The sequence below is a fragment of the Streptomyces sp. NPDC004134 genome (genome assembly GCF_042874195.1).
In the GTDB taxonomy this organism is placed as follows: domain Bacteria; phylum Actinomycetota; class Actinomycetes; order Streptomycetales; family Streptomycetaceae; genus Streptomyces.
Map to the genome: position 1 here is coordinate 11,670 of NZ_JBIAMS010000030.1, position 23,449 is coordinate 35,118.

Genomic DNA, 23,449 nt, shown 5'->3' on the forward strand with positions numbered 1-23,449 from the left:
GAAAGCCTAAGGCCGGCGGGACGCCCCACAAGCTTTGGGAATAGTTCAGTCCTTGTTGGAGACGCGCTACGCGCGTCGACCTTAAGCTGCCGAACGGTGTTTCCACGTCGCGCCGAGGGGGCGTTTGCAGTGAGGTCTGGGAGAACAGAGCCGTCAGGCAGATTCCGTACGACACGAAGAGGGCGGCGGGCCGCGGCCGGTGCCGCCGCGCTGGCGGTGGCCGGCAGCCTCTTCGCCGCCGCGCAGCCGGCGGGTGCGGACAGCACGGACAAGCAGGACCGCGGCCGTACGGTCGACGTCCAACTGCTGTCCTTCAACGACTTCCACGGCAACCTCGAACCCCCGCAGGGCTCCTCGGGAGAGGTCGCGGAACTCCAGCCGGACGGCTCGAAGGAGACCGTCAAGGCGGGCGGCGTCGAGTACCTCGCCACCTCGCTGCGCGACGCCCGCAAGGGCAACCGCTACTCCGTCACCGCCGCCGCCGGCGACCTCGTCGGCGCCAGCCCGCTGATCTCCGGCCTCTTCCACGACGAGCCCACCGTCGAGGCCATGAACGGCCTCGGCCTCGACGTCGCGGGCGTCGGCAACCACGAGTTCGACGAGGGCATCGCCGAGCTGCGGCGCCTCCAGGACGGCGGCAACCACCCGGAGGACGGCGGCTACCAGGAAGGCCGCACCTACGAGGGCGCCGACTTCCCCTACCTCGCCGCCAACGTCACCGACGAGAAGACCGGCAAGCCGGCCCTCGACCCGGTGTACGTCTGGGAGAAGAAGGACGTGAAGATCGGCTTCATCGGCGTGACGCTGGAGGCGACCCCGGACATCGTCTCCGCGGAGGGCGTCAAGGGCCTGAAGTTCCACGACGAGATCGAGACGATCGACAAGTACGCGAAGCAACTGCGGCGCCAGGGCGTGGAGTCCATCGTCGCCCTGGTCCACGAGGGCGGGTACCCCGCGGCCTCGGCGGGCGGCGCGTACAACTTCGACTGCGACACCCCGGGCCCCGGCGCCGGGATCTCCGGTCCGGTCGCCGAGATCGCCAAGGGCACGACGGCGAGCGTCGACGCCTTCGTCACGGGCCACACCCACCAGCCGTACGCCTGCACCATCCCCGACCCGGACGGCAACCCGCGCAGCGTCACCTCCGCGTCGTCCTTCGGCCGGCTCTACACCGACACCACGCTGACGTACGACCTCCGCACCGGCGACATCGTGCGCACCGCGACCAAGGTGCCGAACGCCGAGAACCACGTGGTCGACCGCGAGCAGCGCCGGGCGCGGGACATGACCTCGCTGGTGAAGGAGTGGAACGCGCTCGCCGCGCCGATCGCCGCCAAGCCCGTCGGCTACGTCTCCGGCGACATCCTGCGCAAGGGCACCGAGTCCCCGCTCGGCGACCTCATCGCCGACGCGCAGTTGGCCCACGCCAAGACGCTCGACGACAGCGCCCGGGTGGCGCTGATGAACCCCGGCGGGATCCGCGCGGACATCACGCACGCGGCGGCGGGCGACGAGGGCGACGGGGTCGTCACGTACGGGGAGGGCTTCACGGTCCAGCCGTTCTCGAACACCGTGAACCTGACCAGCCTGACCGGCGAGCAGCTCCTCCAGGTGCTCCGCGAGCAGGTCAGTGGCGCCAACGAGGCGGCGCCCAAGGTACTGCAGCCGTCCGCGGGGCTGACGTACACGCTGGACTTCACGAAGTCCGGCGCCGACCGCATCGTCGCCGACTCGGTCAGGCTCGACGGGCAGCCGCTCGACCCCGCGGCCACCTACCGGGTCGCCGTCAACTCCTTCCTCGCCGGCGGCGGCGACGGCTTCCCCACCCTCGCCGACGGTACGGACCCGCTGGTCGGCGGGGACGACCTGGCCGCCCTGGAGGGCTACCTGACGGCGAACTCCAGCGCGGACAAGCCGCTGGCGCCCCCGGCCGCCGACCGGATCACGGTGATCGGGCAGCCGTAAGCGACCGGGGAGACCCCCCGGGGGGTGAGCGGCGGGGCGGCCGGAATCGCCTGCGCCGCTCACCCCCTTCTGCTGTGATGGTCCCCCGGCGCGTCCCTCGCCGACCCCCCGGCGGGACGGGCCCTTCCGGCGCAGCCCCCTCCCGGCAGGACGGTCACGATGAGCAACGAGGACGCGGCACCACCGGCGGTCGACCCCTCCGTGCCGCACGCGGCGCGGATCTGGAACTACTGGATGGGCGGCAAGGACAACTACGAGTCCGACCGCGCCGCGGGCGACGCCGTGGCGGAGGTCTACCCGGACATCGTCACGATGGCCCGGCAGTCCCGCCAGTTCCTCATCCGCGTCGTCTCCCATCTGGCGGAGGAGACGGGGATCCGGCAGTTCCTGGACATCGGCACCGGCCTGCCCACCATGCAGAACACCCACGAGGTGGCGCAGCAGTGCACCCCCGCGGCCCGCGTCGTGTACGTCGACAACGACCCGCTGGTGCTGGCGCACGCCCGCGCCCTGCTGGTCAACACCCGCCCCGAGGGCGTGACCGCCTACGTCCACGCCGACTACCACGACCCGGAGCGGATCCTCGCCGGCGCGGCGGACACGCTGGACCTCACCGAGCCGGTGGCGGTGATGTTCATGGGGGTGCTGGGCTACGAGCCGGAGCTGGGCGAGCTGCGCCGCATCGTGGGCCGGGTCATGGACGCCGTGCCGCCGGGCAGCCACCTGGTGCTGTGGGACGGCACCGACACCGGCGAGGCCGTCGTCGAGGGCGGCGAGAAGCTCATCGAGGCCGGCGGCGTCCCGTACCACCTGCGCGGCCCGGACGAGCTGGCCCGCTGCTTCGAGGGTCTCGAACTGGTCGAACCCGGGATGGTGCCGATCACCCGCTGGCGGCCCGGGGTGGCGAAGGTGGGCGCGGCGAAGCCGATCGACGCGTACGGCGCGGTGGGGCGCAAGCCGTAGGGCGCTCGCGCCCCACCGCGGTGGTGGCCGGGGCCGGGACGGCTAGAAGTTGAAGACGTTGCCGCCGGTCGCGAGGTCCGCCATGCAGGGGTTGGGGAAGACCTCGGAGACGTAGTCGACGGGCTTGCCGCGCCAGGTGCCGGTGGCGTGCAGCTCCACGGGCTCGTACTGCATCGTGCAGGCGCCCTGCTTGTCGGACAGGTCCTCGAACCGCCCGTCGACCTGCGTCAGGTCCGTGCAGGCCGACTCCGCCGCGGGGTGCGTGCCCCCGACGGGGTCGCAGTTCAGATAGGTGAAGCCGCCCTTGGCGCGGTCGCTGACGTACTTCGTCGTCAGCCGCAGGTGCGTGGCGTCGAACGGCTCGGGCAGCGGGCGCTCGGCGGAGGCGGTGGTGGCGGCGGTCAGCGGCAGCAGCACGGCCGCGGCGGTGGCGGCCAGGACGGCGGCGAGGGGCCGGACGGTCATGGGGGGTTTCTCCTCGACGGGGCGTGGGGCGTACGGGCGTCTGGCACGTCAGAGATACCCCAGTTGGTCAGCGGCGCGCGGTACCGTCACCCGAAGGAGGCATGTCCTTCGATTCCGTTTCCCCGTCCCGTACGGCCCCGCGGCCGCTTCCGCCGCTCCGGGCCCCCTGGGCCGAACGGCCCAGCGCCCGCCGCCCCGCACTACGCCGATCGGGCCGGGCCGCCCGGACCTACGACGCCCGCGCCTACGCCGATCGGCCGGGACCGCGCCCCCGGATCGCGGCTAAGGACCCCGGCGGCGGCTCCGGCGCCCCCGGCAGCCGCAGCAGCGCCTCCGTCCCGCCGCCGGCCGCCCGGCGCAGCTCGACGGTGCCGCCGGCCTGCTGCACCGTACGCGCCACGATCGAAAGACCGAGCCCGCTGCCCGGCCGGCTGCGCGCCGAGGGCGAGCGCCAGAACCGCTCGAAGACGTGCGGCAGCTCCGCCTCCGGGATGCCGGGCCCGTGGTCGCGCACCCGCAGCAGCCCGTCGCGGCCGAGCCCGACCTCGACCCGGCCGCCGGCGGGCGAGAACTTCACCGCGTTGTCCAGCAGGTTGACCACGGCCCGCTCCAGCGCCGCGGGCTCGGCCCGTACGAACCAGGGCGCCAGCTCCGCGTCGATCCGCACCTCCGGCGCCCGCAGCCGCACCCGCCTCATCGCCCGCTCGGCGATCTCGTCCAGCGCGACGACCTCCAGTTGCGCCCTGTCGGGCGCCGCGTCGGGCCGGGACAGCTCCTGGAGGTCACCGATGAGCGCGGCCAGCTCGGTCATCTGCGCGGTGACGGACTCCAGCAGCTCCCTGCGCTGCCGCGGCGGCAGCTCGCGACCGGACTCCTCGCTGCGGGCGAGCAGCTCGATGTTCGTACGCAACGAGGTCAGCGGCGTGCGCAGCTCGTGCCCGGCGTCGGCGATGAGCTGCTGCTGCCGCTCCTGGGAGGTGGCGAGGGCGGCGGTCATGGCGTTGAACGACCGGGACAGCCGGGCGATCTCGTCGTCGCCCTCGACGGGGATCTCGACGGCGAGATCCTCGGTACGGGCGATGTGCTCGACGGTGTGCGTCAGGCGCTCCACGGGGCGCAGCCCCGCGCGGGCGACGCCGAGGCCGATCGCCCCGGCGCCGAGGACGCCGCCGCCGGCGACGAGGGCGAGGACGAGGGCGAGGGTGTTGAGGGGGTCGGTGACCTCGCTGAGGGGGCGGGCGAGGGAGATGGCGGCCGGCTCGCGGTTCACGGTGAGGCCGCCGCTGATGGTGCGGACCCGCCACTCGGCGCCGTCGACCGTGACGTCGTGCACGACCTCGGTGCGCTGCGGGCCACCCTGGGCGGCGATCGCCCGGTCCGTCTCGGTGACGGGGATCGTGTGCTCACCCTTGAGCCAGCAGGCCGTGCCGTCCGCGAGCACGATCTGCGCGATCGTCCGGTCCGTGTTCAGTTCGTCCGCCGGGCCGGGGGGGCGTTCGTCCACGCAGCCGACGGTGCGGAAGACCTCGGGCAGGGTGTTCGGCACCTCGGCCTGCATCAGCGAACGGTCGAACTGGTTCATGAGCTGGTCGCGGGTGATCAGCCAGCAGGAGACCGCCGCCGCCGCGATCGCCACCGCCATCGCCGCGGCGGTGAGCAGGGCCAGCCGGGAGCGCAGGGGCAGGCGGCCGAAGCGGGACGTCACCTGGCGGCGCCCCTGCCGCCGGGCTCCGGGGCGCGCAGGACGTAGCCGACGCCGCGGACCGTGTGCACCAGCCGGGGCGCGCCGCCGGCCTCGGTCTTGCGGCGCAGGTACATGACGTACACGTCGAGGGAGTTGGAGGACGGCTCGAAGTCGAAGCCCCAGACGGCCTTCAGGATCTGCTCACGCGTGAGCACCTGCCGCGGGTGGTTGAGGAAGAGCTCCAGCAGCGTGAACTCGGTGCGGGTCAGCTCCACGGGACGGCCGCCGCGGGTGACCTCGCGGGCGGCGAGGTCCATCCGCAGGTCGCCGAACTCCAGCGTCTCCGAGGTGTCGGCCGGCTCGGCGCCGTCGGCGTACGCGCGGCGGCGCAGCAGCGCGCGGATGCGGGCGAAGAGCTCGTCCAGCTCGAACGGCTTGACGAGGTAGTCGTCGGCGCCTGCGTCGAGGCCCGTCACGCGGTCGCCGACGGTGTCGCGGGCGGTGAGCATGAGGATGGGCGTCCGGTCCCCGGCGGCTCGCAGCCGCCGGGCGGCGGTCAGGCCGTCCATGCGGGGCATGAGCACGTCGAGGACGACGAGGTCGGGCCGGTACGAGGCGGCCTTGTCGAGGGCGTCGAGACCGTCGACGGCGAGTTCGGTCCCGTAGCCCTCGAAGGCGAGGCTGCGCTCCAGCGCCTCGCGTACGGCCGGCTCGTCGTCGACGATCAGGATGCGCTGCTGCTGCTCGGTCACGGCCTCAATTGTTCCTGAGGTCGCCGAGGATGTGCTTCACATCGTTGATGGGGATGGCGAAGCCGAGGCCGACGCTGCCCGCGGAGGAGTTGTCCTGCGGCGCGTACATCGCCGAGTTGATGCCGACGATCCGGCCGTTCATGTCGACGAGCGCGCCGCCGGAGTTGCCGGGGTTGAGCGAGGCGTCGGTCTGGATGGCCTGGTACGTGGTCGTCTGCGACCCGAGCCGCCCGTTGTACTGGCCGCCACCGAAGCCGAACGGCCACTGCTCGCCGCTCTGCGGCTGCTGCTGCTCCTTCTCGACGGTCACGTCGCGGTCGAGCGCGGAGACGATGCCGCTGGTGACGCTGCCGCTCAGGCCCTCGGGGGAGCCGATGGCGACGACCTCGTCGCCGACCTTCAGGGAGTCGGAGTCGCCGAGGGTGGCGGGCTTGAGGCCGCTCTTGCCCTGCACCTTGATGAGGGCCATGTCGAGGTCGGGGTCGGTGCCGACGACGTCGGCGGCGGCGGTGGAGCCGTCGCTGAAGGTGACCTGGACCTGGTCGGCGCCGGAGACGACGTGGTTGTTGGTGAGGATCTCGCCGCTCTCGGTGACGATCACCCCGGAGCCCGTCGACTGCCCGGCGGTCGAGGAGGACTGGATCTCCACGACGCTGGGGCTGACGGCGGCGGCGACCCCGGCGACGGAGCCGCTGTTCCCGGAGGAGACCTGGGTGCCGCTTGCGGGGCTGGAGGCGCTGGTCGTCGTACCGGGCGAACCGGTCAGCTCGCCGACGAGGGCGGCGCTGCCGCCCCCGACGATGGCGGCGACCAGCGCGGCGGCGGCGAGCAGCCCGAGGGGCCCCTTGGCCCGCCCGCGCCGCGGCGGCCCCGCGGGGGGCGGCGGCGGGGCGCCGAACCCGGCGAACCCGCCGCCGTGCGTCCCGGCGAGGGTCTGGGGGTGGCCCGCGCCGGCCCGGTCGGCGGGCAGGACCCCGTCACGGCCGGCTACGAAGGCGGGCTGGGTGCTGGTGCGGTATGTCTGCTCCGTCATGCCATCGACGATCCCCGCGGATTCTGAGAGGCGTCTGAGACTGATGTAAGAAGCGGAGTAAAACCGCGTTTGCCCGATATAAAGCCGGGGGCGGCCGGACCGGCCGGAGCCCTCAGGACGTGGGGGAGGCCGGATCGGCCGGCGCCTCGGGACGTCAGGCGGCCGACTGCACGTCGATGATCTCCGCGAACAGGGCTCCGGCCCGCAGCAGGGCGGGCGTGCGCGCGGTGATCGCCTCCAGGTGGGCGTCGAGGGGGGCGAGGGCGGGAGGGCGGTGAGTGGGCGGCTCACGTAGTGGAGGTCGCGTACGGCCGTCACCGCCCTCCGTACGTCCGGGATGCGGCGCCCGCCCGCGCGCCCGCGCGCAGGGCGGCGGTCTGGACGACGGCAAGGAGTGCCACCGCCCGGCGCGCTCGCCCGCGCGCGCAGGGCGGCGGTGATGCGTGCCTCCCGGACGGCGGCGAGCGGGTAGCGCCGCGCGGTCCCGGCGCGGGTGGCGACCCGGTCGGGTGTCGCCGGACCGGCCTGCTCCCGGAAGCGGAGGGTGGAGGCTTTGACCCGAGCGCCTGCGACGGCTCGGGGCTCGGGGATGGTCATGGAGTCCGCCTCGACGGGCTCGGCGTCGGTCGCCGCCTCGGCGCGGATGGCTTCCAGCGCGCGCCGGGCGGCGAGCGCCCGCTCGCGTTCCTGCCGGAGCCCGACGTGACACCCGCCGATCACCGCCGCCCCCTCGCCCCGCGGCGGTACGCGGATCTCCCGCATCGCCTGCCGCGGGGCGGTGGGGCCCACGGCGAAGGCGAGGTCGATGGTGAAGGCGGGGCCGATGGTGAAGGCGGGGTCGCGGTACGCGCGCAGGGCGCGGACGTGCGCAGGGCGCGGACGTGCGCAGGGCGCGGACGTGCGCAGGGCGCGGACGTGCGCGGCGGAGAAGCGCCGGGAGCGGTGCCCGCCCCGTGGACGGAGGGCGGGCCGCCGAGTGCCGGCTCTGCCCCGAGCGCCGATGCCTGGACGACGGGGGGAGAGACCTGAGACGTGCCGGGCCCGGTTGCGGATTGGCCCGGTGGACGGGGGCGGGCGCCGGGATGGCTGCGCTCCGCCGCCGGGTTGTCCCCGGCGGGCGTGGGCGGGTGCCACGGATCCGGGCTCAGTCGGGTCGCCGAGGTCGCCGGTGGTCGGGGGGCGAAGGCCGGCGCCGGGCCTGATCCGGTCGCGGGCGGCCCCGGCGGGTGAGGCGAGGACCGGTGCGGGGTGGGCCGGTTGCGGGCACTCCCGGCGCCGGGGCGGGAGCCCGGTGCGGGGCCGGACGGATGCGCGTGTTCCCGGCGGGTGAGGCGAGGACCGGACCGGGCCGGACCGGTTGCGGGCACTCCCGGCGCCGGGGCGGGAGCCCGGTGCGGGGCCGGACGGATGCGCGTGTTCCCGGCGGGTGAGGCGAGGACCGGTGCGGGGTGGGCCGGTTGCGGGCACTCCCGGCGCCGGGGCGGGAGCCCCGTAACGGGGTCGGCCGGGATCGGGAGGCTCCCCGGCTCTGGGGGCGGCGGTGCGGTGGGCGCGAGCCCTCGTCGCCGGACTGCCCGGTGCCGGGGGAAAGGCGGGCGTCGGGGTGGGCGGTGTCGTGGGCGAACACGGCCGACGTGGGTTTTGGAGCATCGGGGCCCCCGGCCGCCGGAGCCCAGCCACGTCCCCGAAGGAACCCGCCCCGGCCGCAGCGGCGATCACACGCCACGCCCCGCGCCCGCCAGCACCCCGAGCCCTCCCGCCCGGGGAAGCGACCGGCGACGAAGCTGCCCCCGCCGTATGCAGCACCGGAACCCGCCCACCCAGGGAAAGCCGCGCCCCACTCCCCGCCCCACGGCGCACTTTTCGCCGCCCCGAACGCCCCGCGACGGCGCGCCCGTGGCGCGGGAGCGGAGGGATTGGGCCGTAACTCGCGGTAACACCCCCGGATCCGGGCCGAATCGGCCCTCAAGGGCCGACTTTCGCCCGCCCAGAAGCACCCACCCGGCCATCCACCCCCGAGGCGACTCGGAATGCACGTGGCGGGGATGAACTCGGGTAACCCGCCCCGGGAACCGGACCAAATCGCCCACCGGCCCCGACTTTCGCCCACCCAGACGCGCCAGCCCCGCCCAGAGCGCCCCGGGCGACCGCAGACGGGCAGAACTCACCTCAACCCCTCCACGGAACTGGGGCAAATCGCCCCTACGGGCCGACTTTCGCCCATCGGCGCGCACACAGCCGCTCCCAGGCCGGGCAACCGCCATCCCAGGCCCGGAACGCAGGGAATGGGTCGTAACCCGGGGTAACACCCCCGGATCCGGGCCGGATCAGGCCCCGGAACCCGAATTTCGCCCCGTGGCACGCACACGCTGACCAATCGACGCCACAAAGAGCCCCACCCGCCTGCCGCCGCCAGGCAGACACGCGCCACGCGGCCCGGAGCAGGGCGCCGCTTCCCGAACACACGGGTTCCGGTGCTGCAAACGGCCGGGGGCAGCCCCCTCGCCGGTCGCTTCCCCGGGCGGGCCGGTTCCGGCTACCGGCGGGCGCGGGGTGCTGCGTGTGATCGCCGCTGCGGCCGGGGCGGGTTCCGGGGGCCCCGATGCTCCAAAACCCACGTCGGCCCTGTTCGCCCACGACACCGCCCACCCCGACGCCCGCCTTTCCCCCGGCACCGGGCAGTCCGGCGACGACCGCCGACGGGAACCGCACCGCCGCCCCCGACACCGGGACACCTCGCGAACGCGCCTTACCCGCCGCCGGCTTCCGCCCGCCCCCGCCGCCGGTTCCACCGCCCGCCCCCGCGGCCGGTGCCGTCCGCGAGCAGGTCCGTCCAGCGGCCGGCCGTCGCCACATCCGCCTGCCCTGCGTCTGCGGGCGCTCCTCGCGCTTGCTGTAGCTTGGCCGCCACTCGCGAAGCGGAGGACAGCTCCCATGGGACACGACGCGTTACCCCCCGACGGATCCGGATCGCCGATCGACGCGACGGTGCCGCACTCGGCGCGGATCTGGAACTACTGGCTGGGCGGCAAGGACAACTACGCCCCCGACCGGGAGATGGGCGACCGGATCGCCGCCTACTTCCCCGAGATCCGTGAGAACGCCCGCGGCAACCGCCGCTTCCTGGACCGCGCGGTCCGGTACCTGGTCGGCGAGGCGGGCATCCGGCAGTTCCTAGACATCGGTACGGGGCTGCCGACGGCGAGCAACACCCACGACGTCGCCCAGGGCATCGCCCCGGAGTGCCGCATCGTCTACGTGGACAACGACCCCCTGGTCCTCGCCCACGCCCGCGCCCTGCTGAACTCCGCCCCCGAGGGCGCGACGGCCTACCTGGACGCCGATGTCCGCGACCCGCGGCGGATCCTGGCCGGGGCCGCGGTGACGCTGGACCTCACCCGCCCTGTCGCGCTGGTCCTCTGCGGAGTCCTGCAGTTCGTCCAAGAGGACGCCACCGCCCACGACATCGTCACCACCCTGCTCAACGCCCTGCCCCCGGGCAGCCACCTGGTCCTCACCCACCCGACGAGCGAGGTGAGGGGCGAACGGATGGAGGCGGCGGTCCGGCAGTGGAACGAGGGCGGCGGCAATCACATGGTGCTGCGCGACCCGGCCCAGGTGACCCGCTTCTTCGACGGCCTGGACCTGCTCCCCCCGGGAGTCGTACCGACGACACTGTGGCGCCCGGCCGCGACGGACATCGGAACCCCGGACCCGATAGACGACTTCGGCGGCCTGGCCCGCAAACCCTGACGAGGGGGGTGCCGTGCTGGCACTGATCATCTCCGCGTTCGCCGTTCTGGTGTCGCTCGGCTCGTTCGTCGTCGCCTACATGTCCGACCGCAGGTCCCAGATGCCCGTCCTTCAGTTCATGTGGGAGAGCGCGCAGAACGACGCCGCGGAACCGAAGTGGTGGCTGATGAACGTCGGCAGGGGCCCGGCCACCAACGTCGTGGTCGCCCAGACCGCACGTACGTCCCTGACCCGCGGCCTCAACCGCGAGGTCTGGTACAACCCCGTGCTCGTACCGTCGATCCCGGCGGACGGGAAGCTGGCCCTCACCTGGCTCGGCGGCACCATGGGGCTCGACTGCGGACTCGGGGCGAGCTACACGGACGGGCACCGGTGCTTCTACACGACCAAGTGCGGAGACGACGTCAACATGGTCTACGTCGGCCTCCACATACCGCGTTGGCCGCTGCTGAAGCTCCACGGCCGGAAGGCCGTCAAGACGTGGTGGGGCGTGGAGGACCTGTCGGGCCCGCAATGGTCGCCCGCCACGGACGGCCACGTACGAAGGCGCTGGTGGCTCCCCAGACGCTTCGGCCTGAGCCGCCGCCTCGGCGGCTGGGCCGACCCCGTGAGGTCGTACAGGCCACCGCCGGGAACACCTACGTCTGCGGGAACTCCCCCCGCCTGACGGCCGCGACGAAGTCGGCCCAGGCGGCATCGCTGACGGCGAGAACACCGCCCCCGGGATCCTTGCTGTCTCGTACGCCGATCGCGGAGGCGTCCCGACGTATCTCGACGCACTCACCGTTCTGGCCGCTATAGGAACTCTTGAACCACTCGGAACGAGATGACACGGACTCTTCCTTAGGGACGAGGCAGTTCGTTCGCAATCCTGCCGATCAAAGACTCGGACTCCAGCGCACTGAGAGCCGTAGCCCGGATGTGGTCGAAGGCGCTGCCCAGCCGGGCCGTGTCCTCCCTGGCCTCCAGGTAGGCGTGGCTCGCGAAGTTCTCCAGAAGCACTACTTCCAGGGCTGCCGGAGGCGGAAAACTGTAGATCAGGAACGGATATGGCCCGCCCTGGTAGGCACCCGCCGTGAAGGGTAGTACCTGCAACGTCACGTTCGGAAGCTGTCCCATCTCCACGAGATGAAGCAACTGGTCGCGTAGCACCCCCGGTCCACCCACCTGCTGGCGGAGAGCGCCCTCACCGAGCACCATCCACACCCTGAGGGGCGCGGGTGCCGAACGGGTCAGTGCCTTCTGACGCTCCAGCCGCACGCGCAACTTCGCCCGCTGGCCGGCGTCCAGGACCCCGGGCAAGCCGCCCTGGATCACTGCGGTCGCGTAGTTCTCGGTCTGGAACAGTCCCGGGACGATGCCCGGTTGAAAGCCCCGGCACTCGAACACCTCGTCCTCAAGCCCGACGAGGTCAAGGAAGTCCTGGGGCAGTTGATCCTCAAGGACCCGCCACCACCGCTGCCGCCGCCCCTCCCGTGCGAGCGCCAGCCACCCTTCCCGCTCGGCGTCGTCGGTGACCCCGTAGAGATCGAGCAGCGCTCGAAGGTCAAGCTGCCGAATACCGCTGCGCCCGGCCTCGATGCGACTCACCTTCGCCGGGTGGCAGCTCAGGTGTTCCGCCGAGTCCTCAAGGAAGAGGGCCTTGCCCTCCCTCAGTCGACGCAGATTGGCGCCCAGCACACGTCGGCGCACGGTCGGTCTCTGCTCCGCAACCATGGCCCACCCCTTCGCCCCGTGTTCACACCGTGATCGCCACGATACTCACCGCAGGGGGGCTGCAAGTCAAATATTCTGTTCCATTTGCAAAGTGGAGAGCATGCGAGGAAGCTCACCAAGAGTCGAGTTCCAGACACGATGCGTATTCAAGCTCGATCTTCGGCGAGCCTTGATGCACCTTCGCAAGGAGGCCACGATGTCCGTACCACTGGGTCCGAACGCCACCGACCACGACCTTCGCCTTGCCACCGCCGCCCATCTGTTCACTCGTCACCGGAAGAGTCCGGGCCGAGCGCGGGACGTGCTGCGGATCCAACTCGCTCGTTGGCAGGTCGACAGCCGGACGGCAGAGACGGCCGTGCTGCTGCTCTCCGAACTGGTCACCAACGCGGTGTGCCACGGACGGGATCCGCTGGGACGGCGTGTGGGTACGCGGTTCACGCTTGAGGTCGGATGCCTGCGGCTCGAAGTCGCCGATGCCAACGATGACCGGCCCGAGCCCCGCACCGCGGGCGAGGACGACGAAACCGGGCGCGGGCTGGCGCTCGTTGATGCGCTGGCCGATGCGTGGGGGGACCTATCGGCGGGCCAACGGCATCGGGAAGTGCGTGTGGGTGGAGATCCGGCTGCCGGCCGACCAGGGCTGACGCCCCGTACCACCTACGCGCAGCCGCAGGAGCGGCGGGTGACCAACTGGGAGGGGAACTGCTTCAGGCGTTCGCGGCGCGTGGCCAGGGGGGTCTCGTCCAGGACCAGGTCCACCGCCGCGCGGGCCATCGCCGGGCGGTCCGAGGCGACCGTCGTCAGGGGCGGGTCCGTGAGGCCCGCCTCCTTCACGTTGTCGAAGGCCGCCACCGCGAGTTCGCCCGGGACGTCGATGCGGAGTTCGCGGGCCGCGCGGAGCAGGCCGATGGCCTGGTCGTCGGTCGCGCAGAAGATGGCCGGCGGGCGGTCAGGACCGGAGAGGAGCTTCAGGCCGACCTGGTAGGAGTCGTAGCGGTTGTACGGGGACTGGAAGAGCCGGCCCTCCGTCGGGCGGCCCGCCGCGCGCATCGCGATGCGCCAGCCCTCCACGTGGTCGGTGACCGGGTCGCCCGTCGTCGGCGTCGTCTCGACGCCGCCCAGGCAGGCCACGTACGCGTGGCCGTGGTCCAGCAGATGGCTCGTCGCCAGCCGCGCGCCGCCGACGTCGTCCGTGACGACGACCAGGTCCTCCGGCTGGTCCCGGCGCTCGTGCATGAGCACCACCCGCGCGTCCCACGCGTCGATCTCCGCCGCCGCGGCCGCGCTCGGGCCCTGGCTGACGAGGATCAGGCCGGAGACCCGCATCCCGAGGAACGCCCGCAGATAGTGGACCTCGCGGTCGTCGAGATAGTCGGAGTTGCCGACGAGCACCATCTTGCCGCGCTCGGACGCCGCCTGCTCCACCGCGTGCGCCATCTCGCCGAAGAACGGCTGCCGCGCGTCCGGCACGATCATGCCGATGAGGTCCGTACGCCGCGAGGCCATGGCCTGCGCCACGCGGTCCGGGCGGTAGCCCAACTCCTTTATCGCCGCGAGCACCCGCTCCCGGGTGGCCGGGGCGACCGGCCGGGGTCCGTTGTTGATGACGTAGCTCACGACCGCGGTCGAGGTCCCCGCCAGCCGTGCCACGTCGTCCCGCGTCACCTTGGCCACGGCGCAAGTCTACGCGTGATGACTCCCCGCACTACCCCGCCTCTGTGATGCCCCGGCCAGCGCATGAGGGCTTACCTACGCGCGGTGCCGCGCCTCCTGCGCGACGCCCTTCTGCTCGTGCTTCTCGGACTTCTTCTCCGCCTTCTCCGGCACGACGAAGCGGTAGCCGACGTTCCGCACGGTGCCGATCAGCGACTCGTGCTCGGGGCCCAGCTTCGCCCGCAGCCGCCGCACGTGGACGTCGACGGTGCGGGTGCCGCCGAAGTAGTCGTAGCCCCAGACCTCCTGGAGCAACTGGGCCCGGGTGAACACCCGCCCCGGGTGCTGCGCCAGGTACTTCAGCAGCTCGAACTCCTTGAAGGTCAGGTCCAGCACCCGCCCCTTCAGCTTCGCGCTGTACGTGGCCTCGTCCACCGTCAGATCGCCGTTGCGGATCTCGGTGGGGCTCTCGTCGGCGGGCAGTTGCTGCCGGCCGAGCGCGAGCCGCAGCCGCGCCTCCACCTCGGCGGGACCCGCGGTGTCCAGCAGTACGTCGTCCACGCCCCACTCGGCGGTGACGGCGGCGAGCCCGCCCTCCGTCACGACGAGGATCAGCGGACAGCCGGGGCCGGTGGACCGCAGCAACTGGCACAGGCTGCGCACCTGCGGCAGGTCGCGGCGGCCGTCGACGAGGATGACGTCGGCGCCGGGGGTGTCGATCAGGGCGGGCCCCTCGGCGGGCGCCACGCGCACGTTGTGGAGCAGCAGCCCGAGCGCGGGGAGCACCTCGGCGGAGGGCTGCAGGGCGTTGGTCAGAAGCAGCAGAGAGCTCACGGGCGCACCTCCCGGAGGGGGACGCCGGTCGCTGTCGTCTCGGTCTCGGCTCTGCCTCTGCGTTTGCCCATGTGGTCGGCCTCCTCAGAAGGTGGCATGAAAGCACGAAAGGACCCGGGGGCAACCTTGCCCGGGTCCTTCACACGTCAGAATAGCCCACATGAGCTCCACCTCCGCGGCCTCGTCCGGACGACGAGACGCCGCGCCCGGTCCCGCCGCACCCGTCCCGCCCGCTTCCCGCAGGGCTCTGCTGCGCGCGGCGGACGGGGTTCCGATCGAGGCGGCGTACGCCCCGGGCCCCGGCCCGGACGCCCCGGCGATCGTGGTGGCGCACGGCTTCACGGGCGCTCTGGAGCGGCCGGCGATCCGCCGGGCGGCGGCGGTGTTCGCGCAGCGTGCGGGGGTGGTGACGTTCTCGTTCCGGGGCCACGGCGGGTCCGGCGGGCGGTCGACGGTCGGGGACCGGGAGGTGCTGGACCTGGCGGCGGCGGTGGCGTGGGCCAGGTCGCTGGGGCACGCGCGGGTGGCGACGGTGGGCTTCTCGATGGGGGGCTCGGTGGTGCTGCGCCACGGCGCGCTGTATCGCCCGGAGGCGCGGGACGACGAATGGGAGCGCGGGGGGCGCGAGGGGCGCACGGGGGCGTACGGACACGCTGCCGCGGGAGGCGGTGGCGACGCCCCGGGCACGGTCCCGTACGCGGACGCCGTCGTGTCCGTCAGCTCGCCGGCCCGCTGGTACTACCGCGGCACGGCGCCGATGCGGCGGCTGCACTGGATAGTGGAGCGCCGTACGGGCCGGGCGGTCTCCCGCCTCGCCCTGAAGACCCGCATCCACCACCGCCGCTGGAACCCGGAGCCCCTCTCCCCCACGGCCGCGGCCCCCCTGATCGCCCCGACCCCGCTCCTGATCGTCCACGGCACCCGCGACACGTACTTCCCCGTGGACCATCCCCACGCCCTGGCCGCGGCGGCGGACCCGGAAACGTCGGAACTGTGGCTGGAGGAGAACTTCGCCCACGCGGAGAACGCGGCGAGCGAGGAGTTGCTGGAACGGATCTCGGAGTGGGCGGCGGACGCGGTCAGCGGACGTAGTCCTTGAGTTCCTCGGTGTCGAGTTCGAATTCCACCGGCTCGGGGAGAACGAGCTTCTCGCCGAACTTGGTGGTGCGCGTCGCGCGGTAGCCCTCCGAGGAGGGCTCGCTGTACACGGTCAGGGTGCACGCGTCACGGTCGATGAGCAGGTAGGCCGGGATACCGGCGGCGGCGTAGGCGACCGGCTTCTCGACGCGGTCCCGACGATGGGTGTCCGAGTCGTACGAGGTCACCTCCACCACCATCGCGACGTGGTCGGGCTCGGCCCAGTCGCCCTGGCCGGCGAACGTTCCCTTCGGTGCGAGGACGACATCGGGCTTGGCCCGGCCGTTGCGGTACTCGCCGATCTTGAGACCGAGGTCGCCGGGATACACGCCCAGGTGGCTCCCGCTCCGGATGGACTGCTCCACCAGCCACCTCATGATCTCGCTGTGGTCGCCGTCCGGCACGCCCTTGACTCCGATCCGCCCGTCGATGAACTCGAACCTGACGGCGTCGTTCAGCTTCTCGGCAGCCTTGGCGATCTCCTCGAAATCCTCGACCGTCATCTGCGATGTGCGTGCCGTGCGCTCTGCCATAACCGTCATGGTGCACCCCCTTCCGGGCCGCGGCCAGCCTCTCCGGCCCGCGCCGGGACGATCATCGGTTCGGCGGGCACTCCACTCGTACGGGTGACCTAGATCGTTTCTGCTGCCGGTTCCGCGAACTGGGCCTGGTACAGGCGCGCGTACGCGCCTTCCGCCGCCAGGAGTTCCGCGTGCGTGCCCTGTTCCACGATCGTGCCCGACTCCATCACCAGGATCACGTCCGCGTCGCGGATCGTCGAGAGGCGGTGGGCGATCACGAAGCTCGTGCGGCCCGTGCGGAGTTCCGCCATCGCGTGCTGGATCAGGACCTCCGTGCGGGTGTCCACCGAGCTCGTCGCCTCGTCCAGGACCAGGATCGCCGGTTCCGCGAGGAACGCGCGGGCGATGGTGACGAGCTGCTTCTCGCCCGCCGAGACGCCCGTGCCCTCCTCGTCGATCACCGTGTCGTAGCCGTCCGGGAGGGTGCGGACGAAGCGGTCCACGTGGGTGGCCCTCGCGGCGGCGACGATCTTCTCCTGCGGTGTGCCCGCCGGTGCCCCGTACGCGATGTTCTCCGCGATCGTGCCGCCGAACAGCCACGTGTCCTGGAGCACCATCCCGATCTGCGCCCGCAGCTCCTCGCGGCTCATCTCCGCCACGTTCACGCCGTCGAGCAGGATCCGGCCCCCGGCCACCTCGTAGAACCGCATCAGCAGGTTCACCAGCGTCGTCTTCCCCGCCCCCGTCGGGCCGACGATCGCCACCGTCTGGCCCGGGCGGACCGTCAGCGACAGGTCCTCGATCAGCGGTTTCTCCGGGTCGTACGAGAACGAGACGCCCTCGAACGCCACCTCCCCCCGCACCGGCGACGCCGGGCGGGCCGGGGCGGCGGCGTCCGGCTCCTGCTCGTCCGCGTCCAGCAGCTCGAAGACCCGCTCCGCCGACGCGACGCCCGACTGCACCAGGTTCGCCATCGACGCGATCTGCCCCAGCGGCTGGCTGAACTGCCGCGAGTACTGCACGAACGCCTGCACGTCGCCGATCGACAGCGCCCCCGAGGCCACCCGCAGCCCGCCGACGACGGCGACCAGCACGTAGTTGAGGTTGCCTATGAACATCATCGCCGGCTGGATCAGCCCGGAGATGAACTGCGCCCGGTAGCCGGCCCGGAACAGCTCGTCGTTCTCCTTGCGGAACGTCTCCGCCGCCTCCTCCCGGCGGCCGAAGACCTGCACCAGCGAGTGCCCGGTGTACATCTCCTCGATGTGCGCGTTCAGCTTGCCCGTGGACGCCCACTGCGCCACGAACTGGGGCTGCGCCCGCTTGCCGACCCGCGTCGCCACCGTGATCGACAGCGGCACGGTCACCAGCGCGACCAGCGCCAGCAGCGGCGAGATCCAGAACATCACCGCCAGCACCCCGGCGATCGTCAGCAGCGACGTCACGATCTGGCTCATGGTCTGCTGCAGCGACTGCCCGACGTTGTCGATGTCGTTGGTCGTACGGGAGAGGATCTCGCCCCGCTGGTGGCGGTCGAAGTACGACAGCGGCAGCCGCGACAGCTTCGCCTCCACCTCCTCGCGCAGCCGGAAGACCGCCCGCTGCACCACCACGGCCGTGAGCCGCGCCTGCGCGAGCCCGAGGCCCCACGCGGCGGCGTACACCAGGGCCGCCCACAGCAGCGTCCGGCCGACCGCGTCGAAGTCGATGCCGTCGCCGGGGCGGGCGGAGCCGGTGTCGACCCGGTCGCCGTAGACGCCGGCGACGACGAGGTCGGTGGCGTGGCCCAGGAGCTTCGGGCCCGCGACGGTGAGCGCGACGCTGGCGGCGCCGAGGACGAGGATGACGCGGATCAGGGTGCGGTCGGGGCGCAGGGTGCGCAGGAGGCGGAGGGCGGAGCCGCGGAAGTCGAGGGAGCGCTCGACGGGCGGGCCGCTGAACATCCGCATGGGCCCGCCGCCGGGGCGCGGGCCGGGCGGCGCCGGCTGTTTGGCGGGTTCCTTCGCCGGCGCACTCATGCCGCGGCCCCCTTCGGCGGCGTACTCACGCGGCCGCCTCTCGCGGTGGATCCGGCGCCCGCGCTCATGCGGCCGCCTCCTTCTCGGTGAGCTGCGAGAGGACGATCTCGCGGTACGTCTCGTTCGCCGCCATCAGCTCCGCGTGCGTCCCCGCGCCCGCCACCCGGCCCCCGTCCAGGACCACTATCCGGTCCGCGTCCCGGATCGTCGCGACCCGCTGGGCGACGATCACGACCGTCGCGTCCCCGAGCCGGCCCGCGAGGGCCGCGCGCAGGGCGGCGTCGGTGGCGTAGTCGAGGGCGGAGAAGGAGTCGTCGAAGAGGTAGATGTCGGGGCGGTGCACCAGCGCGCGGGCTATCGCCAGGCGCTGCCGCTGGCCGCCGGAGACGTTCGAGCCGCCCTGCGCGACGGCCGCGTCGAGGCCGCCGTCCATCTCCCGGACGAAGTCCGCCGCCTGCGCGGTGCGCAGCGCGTCCCACAGCTCGTCGTCGGTGGCGTCGGGCTTGCCGTAGCGGAGGTTCGAGGCGACGGTGCCGCTGAAGAGGTACGGCTTCTGCGGTACGTAGCCGATGGCCAGCGCCAGCGCCGCCGGATCCAGGTCCCGTACGTCCACGCCGCCCACCGCGACGCTGCCCCCGGTGGCGTCGAAGAGCCGCGGCACGAGCGCCAGCAGCGTCGACTTGCCGCTGCCGGTGCTGCCGATGACCGCCGTCGTACGCCCCGGGCGGGCCTCCAGGTCGACGTCCTTGAGCACCGGCTCCTCGGCGCCCGGGTAGCGGAACTCGACGCCGCGGACGTCGAGCCGGCCGCGCTCGCGCGGCTCGGCCGCCGCGGGCACCGGGGCCGCGGGCGGGACGACCGACGACTCGGTGTCCAGCACCTCCTGGATCCGCTCGGCGCAGACCTCCGCGCGCGGGATCATCATGAACATGAACGTGGCCATCATCACGCTCATGAGGATGTACATGAGGTAGGACAGGAACGCCGTGAGCGCACCGACGTCCATGGCACCGCTGTCGATCCGCCCGGCCGCGAACCAGACGACGGCGACGCTCGACAGGTTCACCGCGAGCATCGGGGTGGGGAAGAGCAGCGCCAGCAGCCGCCCGGCCCGTACGCCCACGTCCATCAGGTCGGCGTTCGCCTTGCCGAAGCGGCGCTGCTCGTGGCCGTCGCGGACGAAGGCGCGGATGACGCGGATGCCGGTGATCTGCTCGCGCATGATCCGGTTCACCTCGTCGATGCGCTTCTGCATGCTGCGGAACAGCGGGCGCATGCGGCGCACGATCAGCGTCACGACGACGCCCACCGCGGGCACGACGACGAGCAGCAGGGACGTCAGCGGCACGTCCTGGTTGAGCGCCATGACGATGCCGCCGACGCACATGATCGGCGCCGCGACCATCATCGTGAACGTCATCAGGGCGAGCATCTGGATCTGCTGCACGTCGTTCGTGGTGCGCGTGATGAGCGACGGGGCGCCGAAGTGGGCCATCTCACGGGCGGAGAACGACTGCACCCGGTCGAAGACCGAGGCGCGCATGTCGCGGCCGAGCGCGGTGGCCGTACGGGCGCCGAGGAACACCGCGCAGCCGGCCGCGCAGAACTGCACGAGGCTGAAGACGATCATCCAGCCGCCGGTGCGCAGGATGTAGCCGTTGTCGCCGGGGATGACGCCGTGGTCGATGATGTCGGCGTTGAGCGTGGGGAGATAGAGGGTCGTCACGGTCGCGACGAGCTGCAGCGCCACGATCCAGCCGAGGTCCCGGCGGTACGGGCGCAGGTGAGCGCGGAGGATTCGGACGAGCACGTCCGCAGCGTACGTCGAAGGTTGCCCGGGGCGACGAGAATTTCGCCAGGGGCATCATGGGGGGTCGGGAGTCGGCGGACGGGGAAGGGCGGGACGCCATGGCGGCGAACGGCACGATCCGGTACTGGGCGGCGGCCAAGGCCGCGGCGGGCACCGCGGAGGAGCCCTACGCGGCGGATACGCTGGCCGAGGCGCTGGCCGCGGCCGGTGCGCGGCACGGGGAGGGGCTCGTACGGGTGCTGGCGCGCTGCTCGTTCCTGGTGGACGGACGGGCCGTCGGCGGGCGCGACCACGCGGGGGTGGCGCTGGCGGACGGGGGGACGGTTGAGGTCCTGCCCCCGTTCGCGGGAGGCTAGGCGCACGATGAGCGACCAGAGACACGACCCCACGCCGTGGTCGGCGGCCCCGCCGGCGCCCGCGGGCTGGGCCCCGTACGAGGAACCGCGCGAGGGCGCCGAGGCAGGCACCCCGAGCGGGCACACGCAGTTCCCGCCGGCGGCGGGCCAGGGCGACGACGGGTACGCGGGCCCGGAGACCCAGTTGGGGATGGCCCTGCACGAGGAGTCGGCGGCGGCCCAGCAGACGTCGTACCTGCCTCCGGTGACGGACGCGGGCCCGTACGGGGGCGGCTACGGCGGGTCGGCGGGCGCGGGCGGGCCCGGGGCGCCGTACGGCGGCGGCCAGGATCCCGCGGGCGCGGGACAGCCCGGCGGGATCGGCGCGGGGTACGGCGAAGGCTCGTACGGCGGCGGGCAGGTCTCCCCGGCCGGGGGGCAGCAGCCGGGGCCCGGCCGCGGCCAGGGCTCCGCGGATGCGGGCCGGGCCGGCAGGCACGCGGCGCCCTACGGCGGTCACGGCCGGCAGCAGCCCGGCGGGCCGGGAGGGTCCTACGGCAGCGGCTCACCCGGCGGCGGTACGGGCCCGGGCGGGCCCCCGCAGGCGTACGCCGCCGGAAGCGACGCCCCGGGCACGGCGTACCCGGCACCGGCCGGGAGCGACGGCCGCGGCGCGGCAGCACCGTACGGGCCGGGGGCGGTCGAGGAGACGGCCTACATGCCGCCGGTGACGGACGCCGGACCCGCCGGGTACGGCGGGACCGGCGCCGGGGCGCCCGCCGAGCAGACCGCCTACCTGCCGCCGGTCACCGGGCACGAGCCTCCGGGCGGGGGTGGCGCCCAGTGGCCCGACGGCTGGGACCGCGGCGGCACCGGCGCCGCCGGTACGGGCCGGGTGGGCCACGGCGGCGCCCCAGCCCACCCGGGCACCGCAGCCGGGCACCCCGGGACCGCGGCCGGGGCCCACGGCCCCGCGGCCGGACATCCCGGCGCCGGACACCCCGCCGACGTCCACCCCGACGTCCCCGCCGCAGGCGGCCACGGCCACCCCGGGACCCCGGGCGCCGGCTTCCCCGGCCCCGGCGGCCCCGAGACCGGCACCCTCTACGGCGCCCCCACCCCGCGCCGCCCCAAGCCCCCCGCCGAGGTGCTCCGCGAGGAGGGCACCTCCGTCCTCATAGCGCCCGGGCCGCAGCCCGCCGCGCTCACCGCCGTGCTCGCCGGGCTCCTCGCCGTCACCGCCGCGCTCGACGTGCGGCCCGGGCTCGCCGCTGCCGTGGCGCTGCTCCAGGGCGTCACCGCCGCCGGCTGGTTCCGGCTGAACGGCATGTGGCCCGCCCGCGAGGGCATCGCGCTGGCCGCGGCCGCCGGGCTCACCGCGACCGGCGCCGTCCTCGCCGTCGACGAGGACGACGCCACGATCGCCGCGCTCGGCTCCCTCGGCGGCTGGTTCCTCCTCATCTGCCTCGTCCAACTGCGCCACACCACCGCGCCCAAGGAGCGCCTCACCGCGCTCAACGTCGCCCTCGCCGCCGCCACCCTCGCCGTCCTCGCCGCCGGCTACCTCGCCGCCGAGCGGCACGCCGTCGTCGTCGGTGCCGTCGCGGTGGCCGCCGGGACGCTGGGCCGCGCGGTGCCGCTGCCGCCGAACGCCTCGCCCGTCGCCGCGGTCGCCGCAGCCGGGGCCGGCGGGCTCGCGGCGGGGCTCGGCACCGACATGGGCGCGGACGGCGGGCTGCTGGGTCTTGCGGCCGGGGTGTGCGTGCTCGTCGCGGTCCGGGTGGCCAGCTACGACTACCCGTCGCGGTTCGTGCACATGACGGCCGGGGTCTCCCTGCCGCTCACGCTCTCGGTGCCCGCGGTCCACCTGCTCGGGCTGGCCCTGCTCTGACCCCCGGCCGCAGGCCGCCGCTCCCGCCAACCTGCGGGTACGGAGCCGTACATATGTCTAAGCTCTCAGGCACGACCGACCGGGGGGCGGAGAACCGATGCGCGCGTTGAAGATCACAGCGGTGGTGCTGGTCGTGCTCGGCCTGCTCACGCTCGCCGCCGACCGCATCGCGCTGAGGATGGCCGAGTCGGACGCGGCCGAGCGCATCGAGAAGGAGTACGGGTTCTCGCAGCGGCCCGAGATCGACATCAAGGGGTTCCCCTTCCTCACCCAGGTGATGTCGCGCGAGTTCGAGTCCGTGGACGTACGGATCGACGGCATCGACGCCGTCGGCAGCGGCGGCCGCACACTGCGCCTGGACGGCGTGCGCGGCGAGCTGGCGGGGGTGCGGATCTCGGGCGACGACTGGAACCGGGCGACGGCGGACAAGGCCGACGGCAAGGTGAACATCACGTACGAGGACATCTCCGCGGCGCTGCCGGTGGTGGACGTCTCGTACGGCGGGAAGGGCGCGGCCGGCGAGAACAAGGTGAAGGCGACGGTCGGCACGTCCTTCCTCGGGCAGCGGCTGGAGGAGTCGCTGCTGGGCAAGGTCAGCGTGGTCGACGGCAACACGATCCGGCTGCGCGCGACCGGGGTGGACAACCTCAAGGGCGTGCCCGGCCTGGAGGACTTCGTACGCGACCACATGGACTACAACTGGACGATCAACGACCTGCCGCCCGGGATACGCCTGACGGACGTCGAGGTGACGGAGGACGGCATCGTCGTCACGGGCAGCGGCACGGACGTGGAACTGGGCGACGAGCGCTCGGCCGGGAAGTGACCGGGCGCCCCGCCCCCCACCCGACGGGATACGGCATCGACACGGCCGCCGTACGCCGCGGAGACCCGCCCCCGTCCGTAAGCTGAGACC

At 73.3% G+C, this 23,449-nt stretch carries 20 protein-coding genes and 1 pseudogene; 9 read left to right on the forward strand and 12 right to left on the reverse strand.

The genetic code is table 11. The features are described from left to right. Nucleotides 1-129: 129 nt before the first annotated feature. Together ACFYVJ_RS29550 and ACFYVJ_RS29555 are read left to right on the forward strand one after the other, a co-directional pair. Nucleotides 130-1,965, forward strand: coding sequence for a bifunctional metallophosphatase/5'-nucleotidase (locus ACFYVJ_RS29550; RefSeq protein WP_388897819.1), 1,836 nt, complete (start codon nucleotides 130-132; stop codon nucleotides 1,963-1,965). 159 nt (nucleotides 1,966-2,124) lie between these two features. Then, entirely contained in the window at nucleotides 2,125-2,928 is an 804-nt protein-coding gene (locus ACFYVJ_RS29555; RefSeq protein ID WP_388897822.1) for an SAM-dependent methyltransferase, read from the forward strand. Between the two features lie 42 nt (nucleotides 2,929-2,970). Here the strand turns inward: ACFYVJ_RS29555 and ACFYVJ_RS29560 are convergent, their stop codons facing one another. From ACFYVJ_RS29560 to ACFYVJ_RS29580, 5 genes are all read right to left on the reverse strand, one after another. Next, on the reverse strand, nucleotides 2,971-3,393 hold the full coding sequence (locus ACFYVJ_RS29560) for an SSI family serine proteinase inhibitor (RefSeq protein WP_388897825.1): 423 nt from the start codon (nucleotides 3,391-3,393) through the stop codon (nucleotides 2,971-2,973). Between the two features lie 244 nt (nucleotides 3,394-3,637). Continuing rightward, the gene (locus ACFYVJ_RS29565) at nucleotides 3,638-5,098 is read right to left on the reverse strand and encodes a sensor histidine kinase (RefSeq protein WP_388897828.1); all 1,461 of its coding nucleotides are present in this window, start codon (nucleotides 5,096-5,098) and stop codon (nucleotides 3,638-3,640) included. Next, nucleotides 5,095-5,829: a response regulator transcription factor gene (locus ACFYVJ_RS29570; RefSeq protein ID WP_388897831.1), complete on the reverse strand. Its 735-nt coding sequence runs from the start codon at nucleotides 5,827-5,829 to the stop codon at nucleotides 5,095-5,097. The genes ACFYVJ_RS29565 and ACFYVJ_RS29570 overlap by 4 nt, the downstream gene beginning before the upstream one ends. A gap of 4 nt (nucleotides 5,830-5,833) precedes the next feature. Then, nucleotides 5,834-6,862, reverse strand: a complete 1,029-nt coding sequence (locus ACFYVJ_RS29575; protein ID WP_388897834.1) for a S1C family serine protease — start codon at nucleotides 6,860-6,862, stop codon at nucleotides 5,834-5,836. A 154-nt stretch (nucleotides 6,863-7,016) separates the two neighbouring features. Further along, entirely contained in the window at nucleotides 7,017-7,253 is a 237-nt protein-coding gene (locus ACFYVJ_RS29580) for a hypothetical protein (protein ID WP_388897837.1), read from the reverse strand. Between the two features lie 2,543 nt (nucleotides 7,254-9,796). On the opposite strand from ACFYVJ_RS29580, the gene ACFYVJ_RS29585 reads away from it, so the two are divergent. Further along, on the forward strand, nucleotides 9,797-10,615 hold the full coding sequence (locus ACFYVJ_RS29585) for an SAM-dependent methyltransferase (protein WP_388897840.1): 819 nt from the start codon (nucleotides 9,797-9,799) through the stop codon (nucleotides 10,613-10,615). Nucleotides 10,616-10,628: 13 nt separating this feature from the next. After that, a complete protein-coding gene (locus ACFYVJ_RS29590) occupies nucleotides 10,629-11,282 on the forward strand; it encodes a hypothetical protein (protein ID WP_388897843.1) in 654 nt (217 codons plus the stop codon). Here the strand turns inward: ACFYVJ_RS29590 and ACFYVJ_RS29595 are convergent. After that, a complete protein-coding gene (locus ACFYVJ_RS29595) occupies nucleotides 11,254-11,448 on the reverse strand; it encodes a DUF397 domain-containing protein (protein WP_388897846.1) in 195 nt (64 codons plus the stop codon). The two genes, ACFYVJ_RS29590 and ACFYVJ_RS29595, sit on opposite strands and share 29 nt — an antisense overlap. Before the next feature lie 10 nt (nucleotides 11,449-11,458). After that, on the reverse strand, nucleotides 11,459-12,331 hold the full coding sequence (locus tag ACFYVJ_RS29600; RefSeq protein ID WP_388897849.1) for a helix-turn-helix domain-containing protein: 873 nt from the start codon (nucleotides 12,329-12,331) through the stop codon (nucleotides 11,459-11,461). Nucleotides 12,332-12,527: 196 nt separating this feature from the next. Here ACFYVJ_RS29600 and ACFYVJ_RS29605 point away from each other — a divergent pair. After that, a pseudogene (locus ACFYVJ_RS29605) lies at nucleotides 12,528-12,842 on the forward strand (ATP-binding protein); the annotation flags it as partial. Nucleotides 12,843-12,991: 149 nt separating this feature from the next. On the opposite strand, the gene ACFYVJ_RS29610 reads toward ACFYVJ_RS29605, so the two are convergent. Both ACFYVJ_RS29610 and ACFYVJ_RS29615 read right to left on the reverse strand, forming a co-directional pair. Further along, nucleotides 12,992-14,008 (reverse strand): LacI family DNA-binding transcriptional regulator, encoded by a 1,017-nt coding sequence (locus tag ACFYVJ_RS29610; protein ID WP_388897852.1) that lies wholly within the window; start codon nucleotides 14,006-14,008, stop codon nucleotides 12,992-12,994. Between the two features lie 75 nt (nucleotides 14,009-14,083). After that, nucleotides 14,084-14,821 (reverse strand): response regulator transcription factor, encoded by a 738-nt coding sequence (locus ACFYVJ_RS29615; RefSeq protein ID WP_388897855.1) that lies wholly within the window; start codon nucleotides 14,819-14,821, stop codon nucleotides 14,084-14,086. A 160-nt stretch (nucleotides 14,822-14,981) separates the two neighbouring features. Between ACFYVJ_RS29615 and ACFYVJ_RS29620 the strand changes: the two genes are divergently transcribed. Beyond that, nucleotides 14,982-15,920: an alpha/beta hydrolase family protein gene (locus tag ACFYVJ_RS29620; RefSeq protein ID WP_388897858.1), complete on the forward strand. Its 939-nt coding sequence runs from the start codon at nucleotides 14,982-14,984 to the stop codon at nucleotides 15,918-15,920. Here ACFYVJ_RS29620 and ACFYVJ_RS29625 read toward each other — a convergent pair. From ACFYVJ_RS29625 to ACFYVJ_RS29635, 3 genes are all read right to left on the reverse strand, one after another. Next, entirely contained in the window at nucleotides 15,901-16,500 is a 600-nt protein-coding gene (locus ACFYVJ_RS29625; protein ID WP_388897861.1) for a Uma2 family endonuclease, read from the reverse strand. The genes ACFYVJ_RS29620 and ACFYVJ_RS29625 overlap by 20 nt on opposite strands. 89 nt (nucleotides 16,501-16,589) lie before the next feature. Further along, nucleotides 16,590-18,428, reverse strand: coding sequence for an ABC transporter ATP-binding protein (locus ACFYVJ_RS29630; protein ID WP_388898074.1), 1,839 nt, complete (start codon nucleotides 18,426-18,428; stop codon nucleotides 16,590-16,592). Between the two features lie 133 nt (nucleotides 18,429-18,561). After that, a complete protein-coding gene (locus ACFYVJ_RS29635) occupies nucleotides 18,562-20,307 on the reverse strand; it encodes an ABC transporter ATP-binding protein (RefSeq protein ID WP_388897863.1) in 1,746 nt (581 codons plus the stop codon). A 98-nt stretch (nucleotides 20,308-20,405) separates the two neighbouring features. Here ACFYVJ_RS29635 and ACFYVJ_RS29640 point away from each other — a divergent pair, with 98 nt between their 5' ends. The 3 genes from ACFYVJ_RS29640 (at nucleotide 20,406) to ACFYVJ_RS29650 (ending at nucleotide 23,359) form a co-directional block, all read left to right on the forward strand. Continuing rightward, a complete protein-coding gene (locus ACFYVJ_RS29640; RefSeq protein ID WP_388898077.1) occupies nucleotides 20,406-20,663 on the forward strand; it encodes a MoaD/ThiS family protein in 258 nt (85 codons plus the stop codon). A 7-nt stretch (nucleotides 20,664-20,670) separates the two neighbouring features. Then, nucleotides 20,671-22,533, forward strand: coding sequence for a hypothetical protein (locus ACFYVJ_RS29645; RefSeq protein ID WP_388897866.1), 1,863 nt, complete (start codon nucleotides 20,671-20,673; stop codon nucleotides 22,531-22,533). A gap of 97 nt (nucleotides 22,534-22,630) precedes the next feature. Beyond that, entirely contained in the window at nucleotides 22,631-23,359 is a 729-nt protein-coding gene (locus tag ACFYVJ_RS29650; RefSeq protein WP_388897868.1) for a DUF2993 domain-containing protein, read from the forward strand. Nucleotides 23,360-23,449 lie beyond the last annotated feature (90 nt).